This is a genomic window from Lonsdalea populi (assembly GCF_015999465.1).
GTDB lineage: Bacteria > Pseudomonadota > Gammaproteobacteria > Enterobacterales > Enterobacteriaceae > Lonsdalea > Lonsdalea populi.
Map to the genome: position 1 here is coordinate 593,643 of NZ_CP065534.1, position 23,725 is coordinate 617,367.

The 23,725-nt window shown below is 58.6% G+C and carries 24 protein-coding genes and 2 pseudogenes; 16 read left to right on the forward strand and 10 right to left on the reverse strand.

Annotation, left to right across the window (positions count from 1 at the left end; all coding sequences use genetic code 11):
• Positions 1-8 precede the first annotated feature (8 nt).
• Entirely contained in the window at positions 9-740 is a 732-nt protein-coding gene (locus tag I6N93_RS02760; protein ID WP_085686284.1) for a YggS family pyridoxal phosphate-dependent enzyme, read from the reverse strand.
• Between the two features lie 298 nt (positions 741-1,038).
• On the opposite strand from I6N93_RS02760, the gene I6N93_RS02765 reads away from it, so the two are divergent.
• Positions 1,039-1,401 carry a hypothetical protein gene (locus I6N93_RS02765; RefSeq protein ID WP_085686342.1) on the forward strand — a complete coding sequence of 121 codons (363 nt, stop codon included), beginning with the start codon at positions 1,039-1,041 and terminating at the stop codon, positions 1,399-1,401.
• A 53-nt stretch (positions 1,402-1,454) separates the two neighbouring features.
• Here I6N93_RS02765 and codA read toward each other — a convergent pair whose 3' ends face one another.
• The 4 genes and pseudogenes from codA to I6N93_RS02785 form a co-directional block, all read right to left on the reverse strand.
• Positions 1,455-2,690 carry a cytosine deaminase gene (gene codA, locus I6N93_RS02770; protein ID WP_085686282.1) on the reverse strand — a complete coding sequence of 412 codons (1,236 nt, stop codon included), beginning with the start codon at positions 2,688-2,690 and terminating at the stop codon, positions 1,455-1,457.
• Positions 2,687-3,922 (reverse strand): PucR family transcriptional regulator, encoded by a 1,236-nt coding sequence (locus I6N93_RS02775; protein WP_085686280.1) that lies wholly within the window; start codon positions 3,920-3,922, stop codon positions 2,687-2,689. The genes codA and I6N93_RS02775 overlap by 4 nt, the downstream gene beginning before the upstream one ends.
• Positions 3,923-3,984: 62 nt before the next feature.
• A pseudogene (locus I6N93_RS02780) lies at positions 3,985-4,332 on the reverse strand (cytosine permease); the annotation flags it as partial.
• A gap of 283 nt (positions 4,333-4,615) precedes the next feature.
• Positions 4,616-6,196 (reverse strand): methyl-accepting chemotaxis protein, encoded by a 1,581-nt coding sequence (locus tag I6N93_RS02785; protein ID WP_085686278.1) that lies wholly within the window; start codon positions 6,194-6,196, stop codon positions 4,616-4,618.
• Between the two features lie 464 nt (positions 6,197-6,660).
• On the opposite strand from I6N93_RS02785, the pseudogene nsrR reads away from it, so the two are divergent.
• The 3 genes and pseudogenes from nsrR to rlmB all read left to right on the forward strand — a co-directional run bounded on the left by nsrR (position 6,661) and on the right by rlmB (position 10,472).
• Positions 6,661-7,103, forward strand: a pseudogene (nsrR, locus tag I6N93_RS02790) (nitric oxide-sensing transcriptional repressor NsrR).
• Between the two features lie 42 nt (positions 7,104-7,145).
• Entirely contained in the window at positions 7,146-9,599 is a 2,454-nt protein-coding gene (gene rnr, locus I6N93_RS02795) for a ribonuclease R (RefSeq protein WP_085686276.1), read from the forward strand.
• Positions 9,600-9,740: 141 nt separating this feature from the next.
• A complete protein-coding gene (rlmB, locus tag I6N93_RS02800) occupies positions 9,741-10,472 on the forward strand; it encodes a 23S rRNA (guanosine(2251)-2'-O)-methyltransferase RlmB (RefSeq protein WP_085686275.1) in 732 nt (243 codons plus the stop codon).
• Positions 10,473-10,515: 43 nt separating this feature from the next.
• On the opposite strand, the gene I6N93_RS02805 is transcribed toward rlmB, so the two are convergent.
• From I6N93_RS02805 to I6N93_RS02815, 3 genes are all read right to left on the reverse strand, one after another.
• Complete coding sequence (locus I6N93_RS02805) at positions 10,516-10,806, reverse strand: hypothetical protein (protein ID WP_085686273.1); 291 nt, start codon at positions 10,804-10,806, stop codon at positions 10,516-10,518.
• Positions 10,807-10,829: 23 nt separating this feature from the next.
• Positions 10,830-11,186: a biofilm peroxide resistance protein BsmA gene (gene bsmA, locus I6N93_RS02810; RefSeq protein WP_085686340.1), complete on the reverse strand. Its 357-nt coding sequence runs from the start codon at positions 11,184-11,186 to the stop codon at positions 10,830-10,832.
• 119 nt (positions 11,187-11,305) lie between these two features.
• Positions 11,306-11,545 (reverse strand): hypothetical protein, encoded by a 240-nt coding sequence (locus I6N93_RS02815; RefSeq protein WP_085686271.1) that lies wholly within the window; start codon positions 11,543-11,545, stop codon positions 11,306-11,308.
• A 148-nt stretch (positions 11,546-11,693) separates the two neighbouring features.
• Between I6N93_RS02815 and yjfP the strand changes: the two genes are divergently transcribed.
• From yjfP to rplI, 5 genes are all read left to right on the forward strand, one after another.
• On the forward strand, positions 11,694-12,443 hold the full coding sequence (gene yjfP, locus I6N93_RS02820; RefSeq protein WP_085686338.1) for an esterase: 750 nt from the start codon (positions 11,694-11,696) through the stop codon (positions 12,441-12,443).
• Between the two features lie 222 nt (positions 12,444-12,665).
• Positions 12,666-13,058, forward strand: coding sequence for a 30S ribosomal protein S6 (gene rpsF, locus I6N93_RS02825; protein WP_026739199.1), 393 nt, complete (start codon positions 12,666-12,668; stop codon positions 13,056-13,058).
• A 6-nt stretch (positions 13,059-13,064) separates the two neighbouring features.
• Positions 13,065-13,385: a primosomal replication protein N gene (gene priB, locus I6N93_RS02830; protein ID WP_085686269.1), complete on the forward strand. Its 321-nt coding sequence runs from the start codon at positions 13,065-13,067 to the stop codon at positions 13,383-13,385.
• 4 nt (positions 13,386-13,389) lie between these two features.
• Positions 13,390-13,617, forward strand: coding sequence for a 30S ribosomal protein S18 (rpsR, locus tag I6N93_RS02835; protein ID WP_000135199.1), 228 nt, complete (start codon positions 13,390-13,392; stop codon positions 13,615-13,617).
• A 41-nt stretch (positions 13,618-13,658) separates the two neighbouring features.
• Positions 13,659-14,111, forward strand: a complete 453-nt coding sequence (gene rplI / locus I6N93_RS02840) for a 50S ribosomal protein L9 (RefSeq protein WP_085651130.1) — start codon at positions 13,659-13,661, stop codon at positions 14,109-14,111.
• A gap of 144 nt (positions 14,112-14,255) precedes the next feature.
• On the opposite strand, the gene I6N93_RS02845 is transcribed toward rplI, so the two are convergent.
• The gene (locus tag I6N93_RS02845) at positions 14,256-14,972 is read right to left on the reverse strand and encodes a LysM-like peptidoglycan-binding domain-containing protein (protein ID WP_085686267.1); all 717 of its coding nucleotides are present in this window, start codon (positions 14,970-14,972) and stop codon (positions 14,256-14,258) included.
• A gap of 221 nt (positions 14,973-15,193) precedes the next feature.
• On the opposite strand from I6N93_RS02845, the gene fklB reads away from it, so the two are divergent.
• The gene (gene fklB / locus I6N93_RS02850; RefSeq protein WP_085686265.1) at positions 15,194-15,814 is read left to right on the forward strand and encodes an FKBP-type peptidyl-prolyl cis-trans isomerase; all 621 of its coding nucleotides are present in this window, start codon (positions 15,194-15,196) and stop codon (positions 15,812-15,814) included.
• Between the two features lie 69 nt (positions 15,815-15,883).
• Here the strand turns inward: fklB and I6N93_RS02855 are convergent, their stop codons facing one another.
• Positions 15,884-16,753, reverse strand: coding sequence for a nucleoside-specific channel-forming protein Tsx (locus I6N93_RS02855; RefSeq protein ID WP_085686263.1), 870 nt, complete (start codon positions 16,751-16,753; stop codon positions 15,884-15,886).
• Between the two features lie 695 nt (positions 16,754-17,448).
• On the opposite strand from I6N93_RS02855, the gene I6N93_RS02860 reads away from it, so the two are divergent.
• From I6N93_RS02860 to I6N93_RS02885, 6 genes are all read left to right on the forward strand, one after another.
• A complete protein-coding gene (locus tag I6N93_RS02860) occupies positions 17,449-19,122 on the forward strand; it encodes an ABC transporter substrate-binding protein (RefSeq protein ID WP_085686336.1) in 1,674 nt (557 codons plus the stop codon).
• A gap of 52 nt (positions 19,123-19,174) precedes the next feature.
• Entirely contained in the window at positions 19,175-20,128 is a 954-nt protein-coding gene (locus I6N93_RS02865) for an ABC transporter permease (RefSeq protein WP_026739205.1), read from the forward strand.
• Between the two features lie 2 nt (positions 20,129-20,130).
• Entirely contained in the window at positions 20,131-21,030 is a 900-nt protein-coding gene (locus tag I6N93_RS02870) for an ABC transporter permease (protein WP_085686261.1), read from the forward strand.
• A gap of 4 nt (positions 21,031-21,034) precedes the next feature.
• Positions 21,035-22,069 carry an ABC transporter ATP-binding protein gene (locus I6N93_RS02875; protein ID WP_085686259.1) on the forward strand — a complete coding sequence of 345 codons (1,035 nt, stop codon included), beginning with the start codon at positions 21,035-21,037 and terminating at the stop codon, positions 22,067-22,069.
• Positions 22,070-23,047: an ABC transporter ATP-binding protein gene (locus I6N93_RS02880; RefSeq protein ID WP_085686257.1), complete on the forward strand. Its 978-nt coding sequence runs from the start codon at positions 22,070-22,072 to the stop codon at positions 23,045-23,047.
• A gap of 102 nt (positions 23,048-23,149) precedes the next feature.
• Positions 23,150-23,572, forward strand: a complete 423-nt coding sequence (locus I6N93_RS02885) for a DUF2502 domain-containing protein (protein ID WP_309251030.1) — start codon at positions 23,150-23,152, stop codon at positions 23,570-23,572.
• The last annotated feature ends 153 nt before the right edge of the window (positions 23,573-23,725 follow it).

The window sequence follows — 23,725 nt, forward strand, 5'->3', positions numbered from 1 at the left end:
GTTGAGCGTCAGGCGGCGGAGTAATCTCTCGCGCCGAAAATCGCCGTGCCAATGCGCACCAGCGTGCTGCCTGCGGCGATGGCCGCCGGCATGTCGTCCGTCATCCCCATGGAAAGGGTATCCGCCTCTGGATAACGGCTCCTGAGCGGCTGAAAAAGATCGGACAGCTGGCGGAAAACCGCGAGCTGCCGCTGATAGTCGCTTTCCGGCGCCGGGATCGCCATCAGGCCGCGTAAGCGCAGTCGGGGCATGGCGGCGACGCCGGCGGCCAGCGCGGGCAATGCTTCCGCCATCATGCCGGACTTACTTGCTTCCTGACTGATGTTGATCTGTAACAGGACATTGAGCGGCGGCAGCCCGTCCGGACGCTGATCGTTCAGGCGCTGCGCGATGCGCAGGCGATCGATAGTGTGGCACCAGTCGAAGTGCTCCGCCACCAGTCGGCTTTTGTTGGACTGCAAAGGACCGATGAAGTGCCATTCCAACGGCATATCGGGCTTTGCGGCGCGGAAATGCAGGATTTTATCGACGCCTTCCTGCACATAATTTTCGCCGAAGGCGCGCTGTCCGGCGTCAATGGCCGCCTCAATAGCGCTGACGGGTTTGGTTTTACTGACGGCCAGCAGCGTGACGTCTTCGGGAAGGCGTCCGCAGCGTTCGGCCGCCGCTGAAATTTGCTGCCTGACGCCCTGTAGATTCTGCTGCACAGTCTGTGTCGTAAGGTTCGTGCTCATAGTCATTCGGGAGGCTTATGTGTGATTTGAAATGTCGGTTCGGCAGATAGTGTAAAACAGAATGCCCCGGATCTGCACCTCGAAGGGTAACCTGTCTGGAAGACGATGTTCCTCAATGCATTAAAAAAGGCGCGTTTGGAAGCGTTTGGTCTAAGCTAACATTTAGCAAGCTGGACGGGTTCCGCGTCAACCTGACAGCCTGCCGCGTACGACAGTTTAAAAGGTGACCGCTATTGACATGGAATTTTTAATGAATAAAAAGATAACAATCGCGACCGCCGGTGTCGCCTTGCTCCTTTCCTTGATGGCTGAACCAGCCCGCGCCGCCGCTCCCTCGTCCCCCCCTGTCGGCAAGATTTGCAAAGCGACCACCTCGTTAATTTTCGGGCGTAGTACCCAGATCATGAAGCTTGACGCCGTCGAAAACGGCACCGCCTATGTGCATTACTTCCGGCCGAGCGACCGCTCCCGCTGGGCTATCAAATGCAAATTGGCAGGCGATCGCGTGCTGTGGGCCAGCAACAATCCCGACAGTATCGGGCGCTGGCGCAACGACCCCGCCGATGAAATCATCACCTTCCGGATTCACGGAGATGCGCTCGACATCAGCGAAATCTACTCCGATGGCTCCGAGGAACAGCAGTCTTATTCTCTGAGCGCGCTGTAACGCCGAAAACCGCTCGCCTTTCCGGACGGTTCGAACTCGCCCGGCATATTGGCTTAAACATAGCCGATGCGCTCGGGCGTGCGGCGCATGATCACCTTGCCGTGACGTATGGACAGCAGCGCCTTGGCCTGACGGCGCACGGCCTCATAGTCGTTTTCCGCATCCAGAATCAGCAGGTTGGCGGGCCGACCGACGACCAGACCGTAGTTTTCTCCCAGATGCATCGCTTTAGCGCTGTTATCGGTCACGAAGTCCAGACAGCGCTGGAGATCTTGGTAGCCCATCATGTGGCAGATATGCAGCCCGGCGTCCAGCACGCGGAGCAGGTTGCCGTTGCCCAACGGATACCACGGGTCTTTGATGGAGTCCTGACCGAAACAGACATTCATCCCCGCGCGATCCAGTTCGGCGACGCGGGTGACGCCTCGCCGTTTGGGGAAAGTGTCGAAACGGCCTTGCAGGTGGATGCTTTCCGTCGGGCAGGAGACGAAGCTGATGCCGGAGCGTTTGAGCAGGCGAAACAGCTTGGAACAATAGGCGTTGTCGTAAGAGCCCATTGCCACCGTGTGGCTGGCGGTGACGCGCTCACCCATGCCGCGTACGCGGGCTTCTTCGGCCAGCACCTCCAGAAAACGTGACTGGGGATCGTCGGTCTCATCGCAGTGAACATCCACCAGGCATCCGCGGCGTTCCGCCAGATCCATCAGAAACTTCACCGAACTCACGCCCTGTTCGCGAGTGTTTTCGAAATGCGGGATCCCGCCCACCACGTCGGCGCCCATGTCGATAGCCTGCTCCATGAGTCTGCGGCCATCGGGGAACGACTCGATCCCCTCCTGCGGAAACGCGACGATCTGCAGGTCGATCAGATCGCGCGCTTCCTCTTTGACTTCCAGCATGGTTTTCAGCGCGCCCAGCGTGGGGTCGGTCACGTCGATGTGGGTGCGCACGTGCTGGATGCCGTGATCCCGCAGCAGGCCAATGGTGCTGTGCGCCCGGTGCTTGGTGTCTTCGTGGGTGATGGTGGCTTTGCGCTGGCTCCAGCGCTCGATGCCCTCGAACAGCGTACCGCTCATATTCCATTCCGGTTCGCCGGCGGTCAGGGTGGCATCCAGGTGGATATGCGGCTCCACCAGCGGCGGGATCGCCAGTCGCTCGCCCGTATCGATGTCCTCGGGCGCGGCCGTCAGCGGACCGCTCTGCGGCTCGATGGCGGCGATCAGACCGCCGTGAAGGCTCAGCGTGTACAGGCCCGGCTGATGGCGAAGGGCGGCATTGATAATCTTCATAGCAACTCCTGCTGTAGTGCATTGGACATACGCCAGATCAGCAAGGCGACCGACGCATTCAAGCGAAATTGGGGATCGTTCAACGTGTTCCCCGACTGTTGTTCGATGCGCTGCAAGCGCTGGTGCAGCGTGTTGCGATGGATATGCAGCCGCTCGGCGGCTTTGATCAAATTGCCGTTTTCCTGTAGCACGGCGTCGAGCGTTTCCACCAGCTGATGAGGATGTTTACGGTGCGGCTCAAACAGCATCCCCAGCGTCTCCTTCATGAACTGCGTGACCAGCTCGGGCTCTTTGACGGCGGTCAGCAGTTTGAGCACGCCCAGCTCACTATAGTCGCACTGGCCCTTGTCCGGCAGCATGCTCTCCGTGACGTCCAGCGCGCGCCGCGCTTCGATCAATCCTTGGCGGTAGTGCGCCGCTGAGATCACCGTGGACGAGATGCCGCTGAACAGGCGCAGCGGGCGAATCTGGGCGTCGATCGTTTGCTGTAGTTGTTGCAGTTGCTGCTTGCCGCGACGGAATAGCAGATCGTCGTCGGGCAGCAGCAGAATGAACAGTTCGCCCAGAACGATCAGCGGCAGCCCGTGGCCGCGGCGGGCCAGATCCGTCTCTAACTGCTGTTGAATTTGCTGGCGGGCCGACTGCAATTGCGCTTCGGCCGCAACGGGATCGTGCGCGTTGAACAGCGCTTGCGTGCCGCTCAGCCGCAGCGCGGCGATCCGGCGCGGCTGTTCCAGCGCAAGGTGGAGATGGCTGGCGCGCTGGTCGGCGATCGCAAGGCTCGGGTACTCGCCGGTCAGCAACTGGATCAGAATGTCTCTTTGGGATCGCAGCGTCGCTTCTCGTTGGACCAGTGCCGTACCGATCAACTGGGTCACGATGACCATTTTGAGCGAGTAGGGCTGCTCTATCAACGGAATGCCCAGCGTGTCCGCGAGCGCGACAACGGCGTCGGGGATCGCATGAATAAACGTTTCTCCGGTCAGGATCACCATGCCCGCGATACCGCGCTGGTGCCCTTCGCGCATCAGCTGCAACAGGTTTTCCTCATAGCGCGGGAGGTTGATCCCGGTGACGAAGACCAGCTCGCCGCCCATGATCCACTCGGCGATGCCTTCGTTTTCCGCCATATAGTACCCGCGCACCGCGCGATGGACATTGAGCGCGCCGCCGCGAAGCGTGAGCGGCTCCAGTCCAGGCAGCGACAAAATTTCGCTGATGGTCAAACTCATAGCAGCTCCTCGCTTCCCGACAGGGCCGCGCGGCGTCCGGTCAACAGCGTGAAGAGCATATACAGGCTGGCGGTACTCCAGGCGTACCAGCCCAGCTCGGCGAATCCGAGCAGGAAGTCCGACAGCTTGCTGCCCGCCTCTCCGAAGCAAAAACGTCCCATCAGCACGGAGTTCAGGCCGCTGCGCGCCGCGATCAGTCCCAGCGAGGCGGCGTACAGGGCCAGAAGCAGGTTGCCGATGGTGGCTATCCACAGCATGTCGACCAGCGGAAAGGCGACGCCGAGCTTACCGCCCGCGAACATCGTTCCCGTAAAGAACGTAAAGCTGAACAATACCATCGAGATCGAGAACAACCCTTTGCGCTGATTTTGGGGCGTCTCACTTAAGGGAAACTCATTGGGTTCTGACATGACAGTGACCTTTGTTTAACCTGGGGAGGGGAGTGGCCTGGGTTAACAGAGCAATTAACGTGCCCGTTTTTCTGATTCGAAGCAAGCGGGCAGTGGATACGACAAATATTGTGCATTCTGCCTGGTTTTTACGTCATTATTTCGGGCAATCGCTCTATTGTTGTGCGTTTTGCCCGATAGATGCACCGATCTCGACAGGCGTGTCGCGATGGAGGCGGGGAGAACGACGGAAAAAGAGTGGGGAGCGATAAAACACCGTCGCCGTGGCGGCGACGGTCAGGCGTTAGGGCAGCAGCGGAAGCTTATCGCCGATGCGGAACATCGCCATGGCTTCCACCAACTGGCGGGATTGCGCTTCCAGCGATTCGGTCGTGCTGGCGGAGGCTTTCACCAGCGCGGCGTTCTGCTGCGCGACTTTGTCTATCTGGGTAAAGGCGATATTGACTTGTTCAATGCCGCGATGCTGCTCTTGAGACGCATAGGAGATCTCTTTCATCAGGCTGGTGATGCGGTTGATCTCGCCGGACACCTCATCCATGGTTTCGCCCGCCTGTGAGGCTAGCGTCAACCCTTCAGTTACATGGGTCTGCGAGTCCATGATCAGCGTTCGAATCTCCTTGGCAGCCTGCCCGCTATGCTGGGCCAGATTGCGGACCTCGCTCGCCACCACTGCGAACCCTTTACCCTGTTCTCCGGCGCGAGCCGTCTCTACCGCTGCGTTCAGCGCCAGAATGTTGGTCTGAAAAGCGATGCCGTCGATGACGCCGAGGATATCGCTGATGCGTTTGGCGCTGTTGGCGATTTCCTGCATTTTCTCAATGACATGACACACCGATTCGTTACCCCGGTCAGTGGTGTCCGAGACTTTATCGGTCAACTGGTGCGCCAGCGTGGCGTTATCGGCGTTGTGTTTGACCGTGGCGCTGAGCTGTTCCAGGCTGGCCGCTGTCTGCTCGAGGGCGGCTACGGAGGCTTCGGTGCGCTCTTCAAGATGGCGGTTGCCGGAGGTCAGTTCGTGGCTGCCGCGGTCAATGTGGGTACTCGCGTCGCGCACCTGTCCGACCGATGCCAGCAGCGCCAGTTGCATACGCTTAATGGCATCGCTCAAGCGGCCCAATTCGTTATCGCCGCTCGCCGGAATTCGCTGCGTCAGGTCGCCCGCCGCCACCTGCTCCAACTGGTCAATCGCCTGGTCGAGCGGCTTAAGCAGCATATGCCGCAGCGCCATCCAGCCAAGAAATACCAGCAGCAGCGACAGCAGACCCGCAACGCTAATCAGCAACAACATGACGCGTTCGTCATATTCGGCGTCCTGAATCCGCTCAACCGCCTGCTGCTGCGCATAGGTCCTAAAGGCTTGAATAGCGCTGTCGAACGCCATCGACAGCGGTGTCAGATCGCTTTCCAGCAGCTTGTAGTATTCGTCCGTATACTGTTTTTGCAGGGACTCCACCATCGGGTAGAGTCCCTGTTCCAGATAGCGTTGATAGGATGTGGCGACGTTCTTCGCCAGCGTCAGCCCTTCCTCCGACGCATTGTCGGTCTGGGAAAACTGCTGGATGATGTTTGTTGCGCTCTGGACATCGCGCGTCAGACGCTCGGTCTCCTGTGCGCCGATATCGAGCAGACCGACCTCAATTTTCCGGACGGCCAGCGTGGCCGAGGCTCTGGCCCGCAGCGTGAGGTTATAGCCGCTCATCAGGCCGCCCAGCTGTATGCCCTGAATGTGGTTTAGGGCGCCGAGCGATTGTCGGCTTTGATTTATAGCGTGAATGCCCATGCCGCTGACGATAAGCAGCAGTAGGGTGATAAGCGTTAACAACGACAAAAGACCGGCACGAATGGAGAGGTTCTTCAAACGCATGATGTCTATTCCCTGTGTGTAGAAAAATCACGGGCGGCATCATTGCAACGCCGCCGGACGTTGCCTGCTATAAATAAGAATCTATCTCTGGCTGACCATGTTGAATCCAGGCAGCGCCAGGTCCCCTTACCTACCGCCTGTGCGCGGCGGTTTCGGCGCTATCCATGTTCAAACTCAGTGTCATCATGGAATAAGCCACGAAGCGTGGATTCAGAACATATCAGAAGAGCGGTGAGGGCGGGAAACAGGATTCCCTTATCTTATGGCGGAGGCCAAAAACGGCAAAATGAAGTGAAATTGTCGTTAAACGTTAAATAATTGGCCCTGATGTTTGCCGCTGGTTTATTATCTGCTGATAAAAAATAAGCATGTAGTGTGAGATGCCGTTTACGATTGTGTGGTTGCGCAGCACGGCGGGGGATTTGAAAGCCGTGGGCGGCTTCCTTAGCGATACCCGAACGAAAATGTCCCCTGAGGTGAATGTGCCGTTAACACGTTCTACGGATTATGGCCTGCGAGCGCCGATCTATCTGGCGTCGTTGCCGCAAGGAAAGATGGCCAGTATTACCGCAGCGACCGACGTCTACGGTGTCTCATGCAACCATATGGCCAAACTTATCAACTTACGAGCCGCGCCGGGATGATTAATGCGGTCCGTAGGGAAAACAGCGGCATCCGACGAGGCCGGGTTCCGGCGACCCTCCGCCTCAGCGACGTGTTGCGAGAACTGAAACCGCTGACTTCGGTCAACTGCGATCGCGATGTGTGTCACATAACTTCCGTCTGCCGTCTGAAGCAGGCCCTTCATCAGGCAGTGCAGCATTTCCTGCAGGAGCTGGGCAGTGACACATTGGCTGATAGGGTGAAAGAAAATCCGCCGCCATACCAATTACTTCTGGTTGAATAAACAATCCGTTCAGCCACCTGCCGATGACAACGGAGGAAATTAATGTCACAAGATCCATTTCTGGAACGAGAAGCAGAAAAATACGAGTCACCGATTCCTAGCCGAGAATACATTTTGGCTTACCTCGCCAAGCGAGATACTCCCATCAGCCGTGAAGAATTGGCCAAAGATCTGGAACTGACGTCTGACGAACAACAAGAAGCGCTGCGTCGCCGCCTGAGAGCGATGGAGCGTGACGGCCAACTGGTTTTCACCCGCCGCAAATGTTACGCCCTGCCTGAAAAACTGGATTTGCTTCGTGGTACGGTCATGGGCCATCGCGACGGCTTTGGTTTCCTGCGCATCGAGGGCCGCAAGGATGACCTGTACCTGTCCGCCGAACAGATGAAAACAACGATACACGGCGACGTCGTACTGGCCCAGCCCCTCGGAGAAGACCGTAAAGGCCGCAGAGAAGGGCGCATCGTTCGCGTTCTTGAGCCGCGGACCAGCCAAATCGTCGGCCGCTACTTTACCGAGGCCGGTACGGGCTTTGTGGTGCCGGACGACAGCCGTCTGAGCTTCGATATCCTGATTCCGCCCGATTCAGTGTCCGGCGCCCGTATGGGATCGGTCGTCGTCGTCGAGCTGACGCAGCGCGCCACGCGTCGTTCCAAGGCGATCGGTAAGATAGTGGAAGTGCTGGGCGAAAATATGGGAACCGGGCTGGCGGTGGATATCGCGCTGCGCACCCATGATATCCCGCACGCCTGGCCGCCGGAAGTGGAAGAACAGGTCGGCGAATACAGCAGAGAGGTGCCTGAAAGCGCCAAACAGGGGCGCATCGATTTGCGTCAGTTGCCGTTAGTGACCATTGATGGCGAAGACGCCCGCGACTTCGATGATGCCGTTTTCTGCCAGAAGAAACGCGGCGGCGGCTGGCGTCTTTGGGTGGCGATTGCGGACGTGAGCTATTACGTGCGCCCGAATACGCCGCTCGACACCGAAGCGCGCGCCCGCGGCACGTCGGTCTACTTCCCGTCTCAGGTGGTGCCGATGCTGCCGGAAGCGCTTTCCAACGGCCTGTGCTCGCTGAACCCGCAGGTGGACCGTCTGTGCATGGTGTGCGAGATGACTATCTCCGCGCAGGGACGGCTCTCTTCCTACAAATTCTACGAAGCGGTGATGAGCTCTCACGCGCGTCTCACCTATACCAAGGTGTGGAATATTCTACAGGGCGACGAGGCGCTGCGCGCGCATTACCAGCCGCTGGTCGGTGCGCTGGAAGAGCTGCACGAGATGTATAAAGTGCTGGATAAAGCCCGTGAACAGCGGGGCGGCATCGCGTTCGAAACGGAAGAGGCGAAGTTTATTTTCAACGCCGAACGCCGTATCGATCGCGTGGAAGCCGTTGTGCGCAACGACGCGCACAAGCTGATCGAAGAGTGCATGATCCTGGCGAATATCGCGGCGGCCAAGTTTGTCGAGAAACACGAAGAGCCTGCGCTGTTCCGCGTGCACGATCGTCCTACCGAAGACCACGTTCTGGCGCTGCGCAGCGTGCTGGGCGAGTTGGGTCTGACGCTGAAAGGCGGCATGAAACCACAGCCTCAGGACTATGCGGAGCTGATGACGCAGTTGGCCGATCGTCCGGACCGCGACATGCTGCAGACTATGCTACTGCGTTCGATGAAACAGGCGGTGTACGATCCGGAAAACCGCGGCCACTTCGGGCTGGCGCTGACCTCCTACGCGCACTTTACCTCGCCGATCCGCCGCTATCCCGATCTCTCCTTACATCGGGCTATCAAGTACCTGCTGAGCGATCGCAAAACGCGCTCCACCGCGACTGGCGGCTGGCATAGCGAGATGGCGGAGTGCCTGCAACTGGGCCAGCACTGTTCCATGACGGAACGCCGTGCGGATGAAGCGACGCGTGACGTGGCGGACTGGTTGAAATGCGACTTTATGCAGGATCATGTGGGTGAAGTCTTCACCGGCGTGATCTCCAGCGTCACTGGATTCGGCTTCTTCGTGCGGCTCAACGATCTGTTTATCGATGGGTTGGTCCACGTCTCATCGCTGGATAACGACTACTACCGCTATGATAATGTCGGCCAACGTTTGATTGGCGAGTCGCGCGGTCAGGTCTACCGGTTGGGCGACGTGGTGGAAATCCGCGTCGAAGCGGTGCATATGGACGAGCGCAATATCGACTTCGCGCTGGTCTCTTCCACGCGCAAAGTGCGCGGCGAAGGTAAAACTGCGCGTGACCGGATGAAGCAGGGCGACGGGAAAGACCATAAATCCCCTCGCCGCCGTAAGCCTGCCAACAAGCACGTCAACTTCGAACCCGACAGCGCGTTCCGCAACGATAACGACGGCGCGAAGAAGGGTAAGGCGGATGACGGCGGGAAAAAAACGCCGTCCAGAGCCAAAAAGAACGCGCAGAAAACACGTAAGATTGCCGCTGCCACCAAGGCCAAACGAGCAGGCAAAAATCCCGCTGCGGAATAGGTCTGACGCCTGGCGATAAGCGCAGCATAGGCAAGGGGGGATCACCCGGCTGAATTGGCGTATCGTCGGGCGCGGCGAAGCGTCTCCATCATCAACATCGCGGGCGGTTTACCGCCCGTTTTATCTGTCGAAAGAGTATCAATGAGCGAAATTATTTACGGTATCCACGCGGTTAAAGCCCTGCTGGAACGCGACCCACAGCGTTTTCTCGAAGTGTTCATTCTGAAAGGCCGGGAAGACCGTCGTCTGCAGCCGGTCATCGCCGAGCTGGAATCCAATGGTATCGCCGTGCAGGTCGCCAACCGCCAGTGGCTCGACAGCAAAGTCGAGGGTGCCGTACATCAGGGGATCATCGCCAACGTCAAACCCGGGAGACAGTTTCAGGAAAACGATCTGCCTGAGCTGCTGGCCGCCCACGAGGCACCGTTCCTGCTGGTGCTGGACGGCGTGACCGACCCCCACAATCTCGGCGCATGTCTGCGCAGCGCAGATGCGGCGGGCGTGAACGCGGTGATTGTTCCGCGTGACCGATCCGCACAGTTGAACGCCACGGCGAAAAAAGTCGCCTGCGGCGCAGCGGAAAGCGTGCCCTTAATTCGTGTCACCAATCTGGCGCGCACGCTGCGTTTGCTGCAAGAGCACAACGTGTGGATCGTGGGTACGGCGGGCGAGGCCGACCATACTCTGTACCAAAGCAAACTGACCGGGCCGATGGCGCTGGTGATGGGAGCGGAAGGCGAAGGGATGCGTCGTTTGACGCGCGAGCATTGCGATGAGCTGATCAGCATTCCGATGGCGGGCAGCGTCTCTTCGCTGAATGTGTCGGTCGCGACCGGCGTGTGTCTGTTCGAAGCGGTGCGCCAGCGAAGCTGAGGCGGGGTGTCATGGCGAGAGCGAGCGCTCCCGCCGATCTTGCTTATTTGGTGGTGGACGACGACGATTTGGCCGCGATGCGCTGCTCAACCGCGTTACACCAAAGTACTGACGTCTTGTTCGGCCAGGATCTCGCCGCCAGTTTACTCTCTACCGCCTGCTGCCAGGTCGTCGAACCAATCTGCACGTTGATTTGCGATTGGCCGAGAATATTCAGTTCGGACTCCACCCATAAATTCCATTCCAGACTGCGGCAGGGCGCGGTGGTCGTGGTGGCGGCAGTGGCGGAACCCGCACTGAACAGCAGAACGGCGATGGCCAGTATTTTCTTCATTACATCCTCTTAATCGGGTGGTTTCAGGGGCTCTGGACCGCAGGCTGCCTGTACAGCACGGCAAAGGCTCTCCAGACGCCGAAGTTGAGCTTTTCGCTCTCCGTCCGGCTGACAATCCGGTAATACTGCACGCCGCGCCGATCGGCCTGGCGCTGTACTTCGCGGTCTGCGTCATCAGGACTCCCGCGTACGATAACAGAAAGAGTGTCGATTCTATCCAGTGATAAACTCTGCTGCCGTGTGATCTCTATCGCCTGCCGACCGGGCGGCGGCGCGGGTTCTGGCGTGTTCAAGCCGCAGGCGGAGAGTAGCAGACAACATGAAAATATCGCCAGCCGCTGACGCGTCCACCGTAACGCGTTGCGCGTCAAAAATCGCATCGCTGAATACATTTGCCGCGAAAGCAGACTTCCGGTAGGCCGCACCTTGCTCGTTTGCTGATGTTCGGTCGTCCCGCCTCTTTTGTGGAGGTTTCCGCTGGAAGTGTGGCTGTTGTTTGTCATTTTTGCTTGTTAGGCACCTTCTCGCAGTCGTCATATTTTGCCGTTTTCATTTCCACCCACCTATCGCGTCGCAAAACACCTGTATTGATGATACCGCCATTCGGCAATTGACCGCTACTGCCTGCCCGATATGGCGCGGGCGAGATCAGACCATGCTGGAACAGCACGAGCGAAAGCATGGGCATCAAGGTCTGCTGGAAGGGACTCCCGACGCCGAGGATTACAGGCGTCAGCATCAACAGGCGCTGCGCTTTGCCGCTTTTTATCTATGGTTGGGGAGATTTCTTTTTATCCCTCCGGTGCGTTTGGCGCTATGGTAGGGAGAGTAAACGCGCCGCACGGCTTCGGCGGGCGGCTGGATGAGCGATAAAGGAGGTGGCCTTGATAGTCGAGATCTCAGTAACCACGATAAACGGCGTTGAGACGTTACACGCCACGCCGTCAGGGAAGCAGGCAGCGTCTCTGCCTACCATTTTCTTCTTTCACGGTTTCACCTCGTCAAAAGAGGTCTACGCCTATTTCGCCTATGCGCTGGCGCATGCTGGATTTCGCGTGGTTTCCCCGGATGCGCCGATGCACGGTGCGCGCTTCGACGGCGATGAGGCGGGGCGTCTGCGTCATTTCTGGGATATCTTCCAACAGAACGTCCGGGAACTGCCGGAGTATGTGGCGCATTTTCGTCAGTTGGGATTGATTGAGGATGGGCGGATTGGCGTCTGCGGCGCCTCGCTGGGCGGCATGACGGCGCTGGCGTTGATGACGCAATATCCGTGGCTCAACGCGGTGGCGGCCTTTATGGGGTCGGGCTATGTTTCATCGTTGTCTCGTACCCTGTTCCCACCGGTCGCGCCTGATGAAGCGCAGAACGCGCCGCGATTAGCGTCGCTGGCGGAACAGCTTGCGCCTTACGATGTGGGTCATCAGTTGGAAAAGGTGTCCGACAGACCGCTGCTGCTGTGGCATGGGCTGGCGGATACGCTGGTGCCGGCGGACGAGACTGAGCGTTTGTATCAGGCGCTTGTCCGACGTCAGCTCGACGCGAACGTCACTTATCTGACGGAGGCCGATATCGGCCACAAAATCACCCCCACCGCGCTGCGGGCGTGCGCCCGTTTCTTCCGCCAGCATCTCTGAGCCGCCGTCTCTTCCCTTTTGCAACCTGCGTCGTTTTCATTACAGACCGTGTATTTCATGCGCGGCCTTTCTGCTTTCCCGGCTACATTGCCGCTTGTGTTACCCGTTCTGGGCACTTATAATTGCGCGTCATTTTTTCGGCCGCACACAACTACGTTCCTTGCTTCCATGGGCCGCGGCTGACCCTGACAGGAGGCTGAATAATCCGTAAGGAGCAATTCGATGCGTCATTACGAAATCGTTTTTATGGTTCATCCTGACCAAAGCGAACAGGTTCCAGGTATGATCGAACGTTACACCGGTGCTATCACGGGTGCTGAAGGTACGATCCACCGTCTGGAAGACTGGGGCCGCCGTCAACTGGCTTACCCGATCAACAAACTGCACAAAGCTCACTACGTTCTGATGAACGTGGAAGCGCCGCAGGAAGTGATCGATGAGCTGGAAACAAACTTCCGCTTCAACGACGCCGTTATCCGCAGCATGGTTATGCGCGTTAAACACGCGGTAACTGAAGCTTCTCCGATGGTAAAAGCGAAAGACGAGCGCCGCGAGCGTCGTGAAGATTTCGCAGAAACCAGCGATGATGCTGAAGCTGGGGATTCTGCAGAGTAATTTGCCGTGACGAAGACGAATCGACTGGTACTGTCCGGCACCGTGTGCAAGACGCCCATTCGAAAAGTCAGTCCTTCGGGTATTCCTCACTGCCAGTTCGTGCTTGAGCACCGTTCTTTGCAGGAGGAGGCCGGATTTAACCGGCAAGTATGGTGCCGTATGCCCGTGGTTGTCAGTGGACACCCGTCACAAGCATTAACTCACAGTATAACGGTCGGCATGCAACTTACCGTTCATGGTTTCATTAGTTGCCACCAAGGGCGCAATGGCCTGAACAAGGTTGTTCTACATGCCGAGCAGATTGAATTGATAGATTCTGGAGACTAGCCAAATGGCACGTTATTTCCGTCGTCGCAAGTTCTGCCGTTTCACCGCGGAAGGCGTTCAAGAGATTGACTATAAAGACATCGCTACGCTGAAAAACTACATCACTGAAAGTGGTAAAATTGTACCGAGCCGTATCACCGGTACGCGTGCAAAATATCAGCGTCAACTGGCCCGTGCTATCAAGCGCGCGCGCTACCTGTCTTTGCTGCCGTACACCGATCGTCATCAGTAATCGGCTGCTGTCTATTCACAAGACTTTAAGAGGATAAGGTAATGCAAGTTATTCTGCTTGATAAAGTAGCAAACCTGGGCAGCCTGGGCGACCAGGTAAACGTTAAAGCGGGCTACGCTCGTAACTTCCTGGTTCCGCAGGGCAAAGCTGTGCCGGCAACCAAGAAAAACGTTGAGTTCTTCGAAGCTCGTCGCGCTGAACTGGAAGCCAAACTGGCTGACGTTCTGGCCGCAGCTGAAGCTCGCGCCGCTAAACTGAACGAACTGGCTAACGTCACCATCGCTTCCAAAGCCGGTGATGAAGGTAAACTGTTCGGTTCTATCGGTACGCGTGACATCGCTGATGCGGTTACCGCTGCAGGCGTTGAAGTTGCGAAAAGCGAAGTCCGCCTGCCGGACGGCGTTCTGCGTACTCTGGGCGAGCACGAAGTGAGCTTCCAGGTTCACAGCGACGTATTCGCTAAGCTGAACGTGGTTATCGTTGCTGAAGCGTAATATACGCTGACGTTAACGTCGTAAAACGCTGGCCTTGTGCCAGCGTTTTGCATTTATGGGGTGGGGGATCGAGTCTCCAGCTGTGCGGGTGACAGGCACTTTCCGCTGACAGAAAGCGCCCGCTTTCTTATGCGTTATTCACGCCTAGCGTGTGCGAACAAACGTGCCGTCCTGTTGGCGGACAAACTGCACCGTCTGGTTATCCATCGTATCGATCTCTAATTCCGACACCACGTCCTGTGCATTCAGCCGCAGTCTGACCTTTTGTCCCGCATGAAGACTGCTGAGCGGTTTGCCGCTACCTTCAACCTGTGCCATAGCGAATACGTCGTTAACCGGCAGGTTGTGATCGCGAAAGAGCTGCGCCAACGTTTGTCCCGAGGCTATCTGGTAGTTTTGCCACGGTTTTTCGGCAGCGGCAGGCGGCGCTTCGGGTTGTTCCGTCGCGGGGACTGAGTCAGTACGTGGCGACGGATTGACCAGTCTGGCTTGAACCGGAGCCGGTTCTGAGGTCAGCGGAACGTTCGTTGGGTTGGCGACTCGAGTGGGCTGCGGGGTTGGCGAATAGGGCCACAGCAGCACGATCAGCAGCAACGCCGCTGCGATCAGCAGCCAGCGACGATGCGGATAGGGCAGCGGCTCCATCCACTGGAAGCCGTCCGGCAGATGCCAGAGCTGGCGCAGCAGCGGCGAGATTCGGGCATAGGGTTTGCGCCGTATGGCGGCAGACGATCTGCACGCTGGCGTTTCATCAATGATGCTGAACTGCCAGGGACGTTGACGCCACCAATGCAGGCCGGATTGCCACAGCCTGCGGGGATCCCAGCGAGTTTTACTTCTCCTGGGCGCGATTCTGCCCATGATGACCTCTCTTGCTACCGTGTAAGGTAAAAACGCCTTGAGTATATCGGTAATCCTTTAATGATAGCCAGTAAGTCAGCGCGCTTTTGGGGAGGAGTCCACGCTATCGGTCACGGGGGATATCAGAGTGGGGTCGCCGGGGCGGACAGAGAAAATTTTACCCATAAACCTCACGCTGTTATGCTGCACGCTCGCTATTTTCACAGAAAAAAGGAACATCAATGACGACGCCTTCTTATGACAGCGTAGAAGCCCAGGCAAGCTACGGCATTGGCCTGCAGATCGGGCAACAGTTACAGGAATCGGGTCTGGAAGGGTTGCTCCCTGAAGCGCTGGTCGCCGGCCTGCGTGATGCTCTTGATGGACAGGCGCCGGCCGTACCGGTCGACGTCGTCCACCGTGCGCTGCGTGAAGTCCATGAACGTGCGGACGGGGTACGCCGCGAACGTCAGCGTAAGCTGTCAGTCGAAGGTCAGCGTTTCCTGGAAGAGAATGCGCAGAAAGAGGGCGTGAGCAGCACCGAGTCTGGTCTTCAGTTCCGCGTTCTGACTCAGGGTGAAGGCGATATCCCTGCCCGTCAGGATCGCGTGCGCGTGCACTACACGGGGCGTCTGATCGACGGTACGGTCTTCGATAGCTCCGTACAGCGCGGCCAGCCGGCGGAATTCCCGGTAAGCGGCGTTATCCCCGGCTGGGTTGAAGCGCTGACGCTGATGCCGGTCGGGTCCAAGTGGGAGCTGTATATTCCGCAGGAATTGGCTTACGGCGAACGTGGCGCCGGCGCGTCCATCCCGCCGTTCAGCGCACTGATTTTTGAAGTCGAACTGCTGGAAATCCTGTAATACAGGAAGAGGTCAGACAGTCGATGGGCTGTCTGACATCGGGTCTCATCGCTATGTCGACGGGCCTCGTTAGAAGTTATACCCCACCATGGCGTAATACCCCCATCCTGTCGATTTGATCGGTCCCTGCGGCGTTCCTATCTCCGCGCCATCCTGCCACTGTCCGCCGTGATGGAAATAACGCGCGACGAGCGCGTAGTGCCAGTGATCGTAGCCGAGCGCCAGAATATGGCTGGAGGCAATGGCGTTGCTAGTGCGTACCCGTTTACCGTTACCGTCTACCCAGTTGCTGTCCTTGTCCAGATCGGAGCCAAAGTCAAAGTTGGTGAAACCGATGTAGCTCAAATTGCCGCCCCACAGCGGCGTCAGCGGTACAAAATATTTCACCTTGATGCGATAGCCGTCCCACTGATTTTCGTTGGCCGCCTGATAGTTTTCCCACTGATATTTGGCGTAAACGTTCAGCGACAGATTCATCGGCAAACCGGTATCGATATCGGTGCCTAGCCCCATATACCAGGTATTTTGACGTCCGTCGGCGTTATGCCCCAGGTCGTAGATAGAGTTATTGGCAAAGTACCACTGTTTGAAGGGACCCACGCTGAGATCGGTGCCGGTCAGGTTGTCAAGGGAAAAGCGGGGTTCGATTTCCATAAACAGCGGAGAGCCTTTGTCCCAGATACCGCTGTCGGGCGTGTTGCCGACGCCAAAGAATTTGGGCACATCCACGTAGCCGTAAAAGTCGAGCCAGTCTGTTTTCGCGAAGGCCTCGTATTCCAGATAGAGGTCGTTATTCAACTGAGGTCCGAAACGGGTATGGTAGCTGCCGACTACGTTGACGCTCTGGTGCCACCAGTCTGAGACATACTGACCGTCGGCTGCCGCCGCGCTATAAGACGAAGCCAGCAGTACACCGGCGGCAAAGGCGATTTTCTTCATGTATTTCCTCGTTAAAACAAAGAGCGTTTCCTGCTCGTTAAAGGTGTCGGCGTGCTGAAGGCAGGCAAAGCGCTGGCGATGTCGCCGCAACCTGCTGACAGCACGCTGCACAAAAGAGTGGGAAGTGAGAGCGTATTTGACGGCCTATCGCAAACACCTTTCTCCGCAGGCGCTACTCACCGTGCCGAGAGCCACATGACGGTTGGCGGTGGGTATCCATACTACGTCATTGTCATGCCCGACCTAAACCGGGGCCCATCGACTTCTGCCTGTGAAAAGCAAACGACATACCAGAAAATATCGGCTTCATCACTGCCTTTCATTTCGTTACCTCATGCAATAAATGACGAACGTTGAAAACGAAAAATCCGCCTAAGGCCTGAGCCTTTCGCCTCTTTTTGGTGAGATGGACACCCCATATGCACCAGAGAAGAGCCGGAAATCGTTGACGGGTGATGCCGTCTGCGGCGGGCGTGAGTATCCACCGAATGCCTGTGGGAAAGTTTGGCTTGCATCAGGACTAACCCGGTTTTTTCTTTTGAAATAGGCTTACAGCGATTGTTTACGCGCCTAATTAATTGAAAGTCGACGATATACCGATTTTCAATAAGTTAAAGCTATCGTTTGCGAGCGAAGTTGGTACGCAGCTTGCGTGCAGGTGAAGGAAACCTCTACTACACCAAGGAATGCTGCCGATGAAAAAACACTGTTCCGGACCCACGTTTTCTCCGACTCGTTTAGCTCTGGCCGTTCTGATGGTGGGGGCGACGTTGCCGGCGGCCGCTCGCGCTGACAGCACATTACGTATCGGCATGACGGCGGCGGATATTCCGCTGACGCTGGGCCAGCCCGATCAGGGATACGAAGGCAACCGCTTCACCGGCATCACGCTTTATGATTCGCTGACGCAGTGGGATCTGTCGCAAGGCGAAAAGCCCAGCGGGCTGATACCCGGTCTGGCGACGGCCTGGAAAGTGAATCCGGACGACCACACCAAATGGACCTTCACGCTGCGTCCGGGCGTAAAGTTTCATGATGGCGCTCCGTTCAATGCCGATGCGGTCGTGTGGAACGTTGATAAGGTGCTTAACAAAGCGTCCGTCCAGTTCGCGCCGGCGCAGATCGGCACGACGGCTTCCCGCATGCCGACGCTGGTATCCGCGCGCAAGATTGACGATCTGACGGTAGAGTTGGCGACGACTGAGCCGGATGCCATCCTGCCTTATAACCTGACGAACCTGTTTATCGTTTCGCCCACCGCGTGGCAGCAGGCATTTGACGCCGTGCCCGCTTCGGTGACCGACCGGGCGGAACGCGCCAAGCAGGCTTGGACCGCCTTTGCCGCCAAAGCGGTCGGCACGGGGCCGTTCAAAATGAATAAACTGGTGCCGCGCCAGCAGCTGACGCTTGATAAAAATCCCGACTATTGGGACAGCAAGCGCGTGCCGAAAGTCGATCATCTGATTTTGGTGCCCCTGCCGGAGGCCAATGCCCGCACGGCGGCGCTGTTGTCCGGTCAGGTGGACTGGATTGAAGCGCCCGCGCCGGATGCGATGGATCAGATCAAGAGCCGCGGCTTCAAGATCTACGCCAATGCGCAGCCGCACCTCTGGCCGTGGCAATTTTCGTTCGCGCCGGGTTCGCCGTGGCTGGACAAACGCGTGCGGCAAGCGGCCAACCTGTGTATCGACCGCAGCGAGCTGAAGTCGTATCTCGGCGGGTATATGCAGGAAGCCACCGGCATTTACGAAAAGGATTCGCCGTGGTACGGCCATCCGCAGTTCAAAATTCGCTATGACGCGGACGCGGCGCGTCAGTTGATGCAGGAGGCGGGCTACAACGAGAGCAAGCCGCTGTCGGTCAAAGTCCTGACTTCCGCTTCCGGTTCCGGACAAATGCAGGCTCTGCCGATGAATGAGTTCATTCAGCAGAGCCTGAAAGCCTGCTATTTCAACGTCAATATTCAGGTCACGGAGTGGAATACGCTGTTCAGCGGCTGGCGTCTGGGGGCTAAAGATCCGGCGGCGCAGGGCGCGAATGCCGTCAACGTCAGCGCGGCGGTGATGGACCCGTACTTCGGCATGATGCGTTTCGCCAGCGAAAAAACCTTCCCGCCCGTCTCCACCAACTGGGGCTATTTCTCCACGCCGCAGATCGAGGCGTTGATCACCAAAACGCGTAATGCCTTCGAACCGGCGGCGCTGGATGCCGCCGCGGCCGAACTTCATACGGCGATGGTGGATGAAACGCCGTTCCTGTTCGTCGGGCACGACATGGCGCCGCGCGCCATTTCTCCTGCCGTGACCGGCGTTGTGCAGGCGCAGAGCTGGATGATCGACCTGACGCTGCCCGCCAAGAAAGCGGAGTGATATCGACTGCCGCCCTTGTTCGGGCGGCATCTAATCCCAATGCGGAGGAGCCATGTTTGTCTATTTGATCCGCCGTCTGCTGCTGGCGACGCCCATTCTGCTGGGGGTCGCGCTGGTGTGTTTCATGCTGGTGCACATGACGCCGGGCGATCCGCTGGTATCGGTCATGCCGCCGGACGCCTCGGAAACACTGCGTCAGCAGCTGATTCGTGACTACGGTTTTGACCGGCCGCTGCCCGTGCAGTTTGGGCTATGGCTGTGGCACGCCGTGCAGGGCGATTTGGGGATGTCTATCGCCAGCGGTCGGCCGGTGTTCGTCGAGGTGATGAACGCCGTCGGATACTCGCTGAGACTGGCGGTGCTGGCGACGCTGATTGGTTTTCTGCTCGGCAGCTTCTTCGGCTTCGTCGCCGGGTATTTTCAGGACAGCTGGCTGGACCGGCTGGCCTCGGTGCTGTCGGTTTTCGGCGTCAGCGTGCCGCACTACTGGCTGGGGATGCTGCTGGTCATTGTGTTCTCATCACAGCTCAACTGGCTGCCCGCGACCGGCGGCGGTCCGTTAGGCGAAGGGGGCTGGGCGTGGGACTGGGCGCATCTGCGATTTATGCTGCTGCCCGCAATTACGCTGTCGGTAATCCCCACCGGCATCATCGCGCGCACGGTGCGGGCGCAGGTGGCGGAAACGCTATCTCAGGAGTTTATCGTCGGGCTGCGGGCCAAAGGCATGAGCGAACTGACGCTGTTTCGCCACGTGGCGAAGAATGCGGCCCCGACCGCGATGGCGGTGATGGGCCTACAGGTCGGTTATCTGATGGGCGGTTCAATTCTGGTCGAAACGGTTTTCTCGTGGCCGGGGACCGGGATGCTGCTTAACTCGGCGATTTTTCAACGCGATCTGCCGCTGTTGCAGGGCACCATCTGGGTTCTGGCGCTGTTTTTCGTTGTGTTGAACCTGCTGGTGGATGTGTTGCAAACGCTCATCGATCCGCGCATCAAGAGGGGCTGAGCATGAGTGTGAATATCGGCGTTGCGCCCTCTCCGGTTGCCGAAACGGTGACCATCGACCGCTCTTCCGGCTATTGGCGGGAAGTGGGAAAACGGATGGCGAAAGATCCCACGGCGTGGTGCGTCGGTGGCGTCATCATGGTGCTATTGCTGCTGGCGATTTTCGGCCCCTGGCTGGTTCATGGCGATCCCTACACCACCTCTATGTTCAAACGCCTGAAGCCCATCGGCACGCCCGGCTATCCACTCGGCACCGATGAACTGGGACGAGACATGCTCTCGCGGCTGATGCTGGGCGCGCGCCTGTCGTTGTTCATGGGAATTACGCCGGTGATCCTGGCGTTTTTTATCGGCTCTGCGATCGGCGTCGTCGCCGGTTATGCGGGCGGATGGCTGAATACGCTGATCATGCGCACCATCGACGTCTTCTATGCGTTTCCTTCCGTGCTGCTGGCGATTGCGCTCTCCGGAGCGATGGGGGCGGGCGTGGGCAACGCGCTGTTGTCCCTGACGCTGGTGTTCGTGCCGCAGGTGACGCGCATCGCGGAAAGCGTCACGACCCAGGTGCGCAACCGCGACTATATCGAAGCCGCGCGCGCGTCCGGCGCGTCTTCTTGGGTGATCATTCGCACTCAGGTATTGGGCAATGTGCTGGGACCGATTTTCGTGTTTTCGACCGGGTTAATCTCGGTATCGATGATTCTCGCCTCCGGCCTGTCGTTTCTTGGGCTGGGCGTGAAGCCGCCGGAGCCGGAGTGGGGGCTGATGCTGAATACCCTGCGCACGGCGATCTATACCCAGCCGTGGGTATCGGCGCTGCCGGGCGCGATGATCTTTATCACGTCGATCTCTTTCAACCTCCTCGCCGATCGTCTGCGGATCGCGATGGCGATAAGGAGCTGATGCGATGAGTACTCAGGATATTGGCGGTCCCGCTCAGCCGTTGCTGACCGGCACCGACTTGGTAAAACACTTTCCATTAAAGGGCGGACTGGGCAAGGCCGAGCGGGTGCGCGCGCTGGATGGTATCGCGTTCAGCGTGATGAAAGGGGAAACGTTGGGCGTCGTCGGCGAATCCGGCTGTGGAAAATCGACCACCGCCCGCGTGTTGATGCAGCTGATCGAGCAGGATAGCGGCGAGCTGATTTTCGACGGGCTGACGGTGGGCGGCAGCCGGCTTTCTCTGCGCGACTACCGACGACAGGTGCAGATGGTGTTTCAGGACAGCTACTCCTCGCTCAATCCGCGTCTGACCATGCAGGCGGCGATTGCCTTCGGACCGTCGGTGCACGGGGTGCCAGCCTCGGAGGCGAAACGCCGCGCTCGCGATTTGCTGGATAAGGTGGGGCTGGACCCCATGCGCTTTGCCGGGCGTTATCCGCACGAGCTGTCCGGTGGCCAGCGGCAGCGCGTGAATATCGCCCGCGCGCTGGCGGTCGAGCCGCGGCTGGTCATTCTGGATGAAGCGGTCTCGGCGCTGGATAAGTCCGTTGAGGCACAGGTTATCAACCTGCTGCTGGACTTGAAAGAGAGTATGAACCTGACCTATGTCTTCATCAGCCATGACCTGCACGTGGTGCGCTATCTGTCCGACCGCATCATAGTGATGTATCTGGGCGAAGTGGTGGAGGTCGGTCCTGCGGAAAGTCTGTTCGGGCAGGCACGTCATCCTTACACGCGCGCGTTATTGAGCTCGATGCCGTCGATGGACCCAGGCGCCCGAACTCAGCAGGCGCCGCTGAGCGGCGATCCGCCGAGTCCGATCCGGCCGCCGTCCGGCTGTCGTTTTCATACCCGCTGTCCGCACGCCGAGGCGGTGTGCGCGCAGCGGAAACCTATCATGTCGTCCTGTGGCGACGGACATCAGGTGGCATGTCTGATGGCAGAACCGGACGCCGGACATTCGCTTAGCGCCGCTGAACTCACGGCTGAGGAGGTTTGAATGACGGCGCTACCCTTAATGGCGGTGGACAATCTGCAGGTGAAGTTTCGGCGCGGCGATCAAACGATATCGGCGGTGAACGGCGTGAGCCTGGCGCTGGGACGCGGAGAAGCGCTGGCGTTGATCGGCGAATCCGGCTCCGGCAAGAGCGTGACGCTGCGTGCGTTGATGCGCCTGCATCCGCCCCGGAGCACGACGATCGACGGCCAGATCCGCATCGCTGGCCAGGATGTCATGGCGCTGTCGCCGCGTGAGCTGCGGGCGCTGCGCGGACCGACGGTGGCGATGATTTTTCAGGAGCCGCTGCTGGCGCTGGATCCGGTCTACACCATCGGTCAGCAAATCATGGAAACCGTGCGCAGGCATCGCGCCGTTTCCCGTCAGCAGGCGCGCGAGATAGCGCTGGACGCGCTGCGGCGAGTCAGGATCCCCAGTCCTGAACAACGGCTTGGCGCCTATCCGCATGAAATGTCCGGCGGGATGCGCCAGCGCGCCATGATTGCGCTGGCGCTGGCCTGTCAGCCGCAGCTATTGTTGGCCGACGAACCCACCACGGCGCTGGATGCCACGGTGCAGATCCAGATTCTGATCCTGCTGCGCGAACTACAGCAGCAGCTGGGCCTGTCGATCATTTTCGTGACGCACGATATCGGCGCGGCGGTGGAAGTCGCCGACCGGGTGGCGGTAATGTACGGCGGACGTATCGTCGAGCAGGCACCGTTGGCCGAGCTGATGCAAAGCCCGCGTCATCCCTATACGCGCGTGCTGCTGGCCACTCGCCCGCAAGGCGGGCTGGAAAAAGGAAGTCGTCTGGTGAGCATCTCCGGCGCGCCGCCGGATCTGGCGAATCTGCCCACGGGCTGTGCGTTTGCGCCGCGCTGCTCTCAGGCCAGCGAAGTCTGTCTTCGGCAGGTGCCGACGGAGAGTCGGGTCGCGCCGTCGCATCAGGTTTTCTGCCATCACTGGCAGGAGAGCTAAGCCTATTTGCCTTTATCTCCAAGGTAACATAGGCCTTTTGTGGCTGGACGTGCTGCCGTCAGCGTAATAACAGGAAATTAGCCATTTTCTGATGGAGCGTCTGTGAGATTCCCCGTATACCGTTGGCATATACCGCATCGCGGTTATGCAGAGGGTATAATTATGATTAAACCGCTGTTGTTCGTTGCTGTTATGGCAGGAGTGGTCTATACGATGCCCGCCGCGCAAGCTGACAGCCTGACTCTGTCGTTGCCGGGGGTGCAGCTGCACATTGGCGATCGCGACAGACGAGGTTACTACTGGGATGGTCGCTACTGGCGCGATCCTGACTATTGGCGCGAGCGTCACTACTATCGCAGACCGCCGCCGCCGCCGCGTTATTACTATGAGCCGCCGCCGCAAGTGATCGTCGTGCAGCCTCCACCACGGGCCTATCGCGAGGATCGCCGCTACCGCGGTCCTGATAGAGATTGGGATCGCGATCGTGGGCCCCACCATCGTCGTGATGACGATCGCCATCGCTAATCATCCGTCAGACGGTAAGGACATTGGCCTTCTTCGCTGTGACACGAGACTGATTCAGCACCGTTTTCTCCTCAAGGGATGCCAGCAACAGCGGCATCCCTTGTCAATTCCGGCACTCAAGCCCACTCCGGACCACTGGCGAAGCCAGTCCAA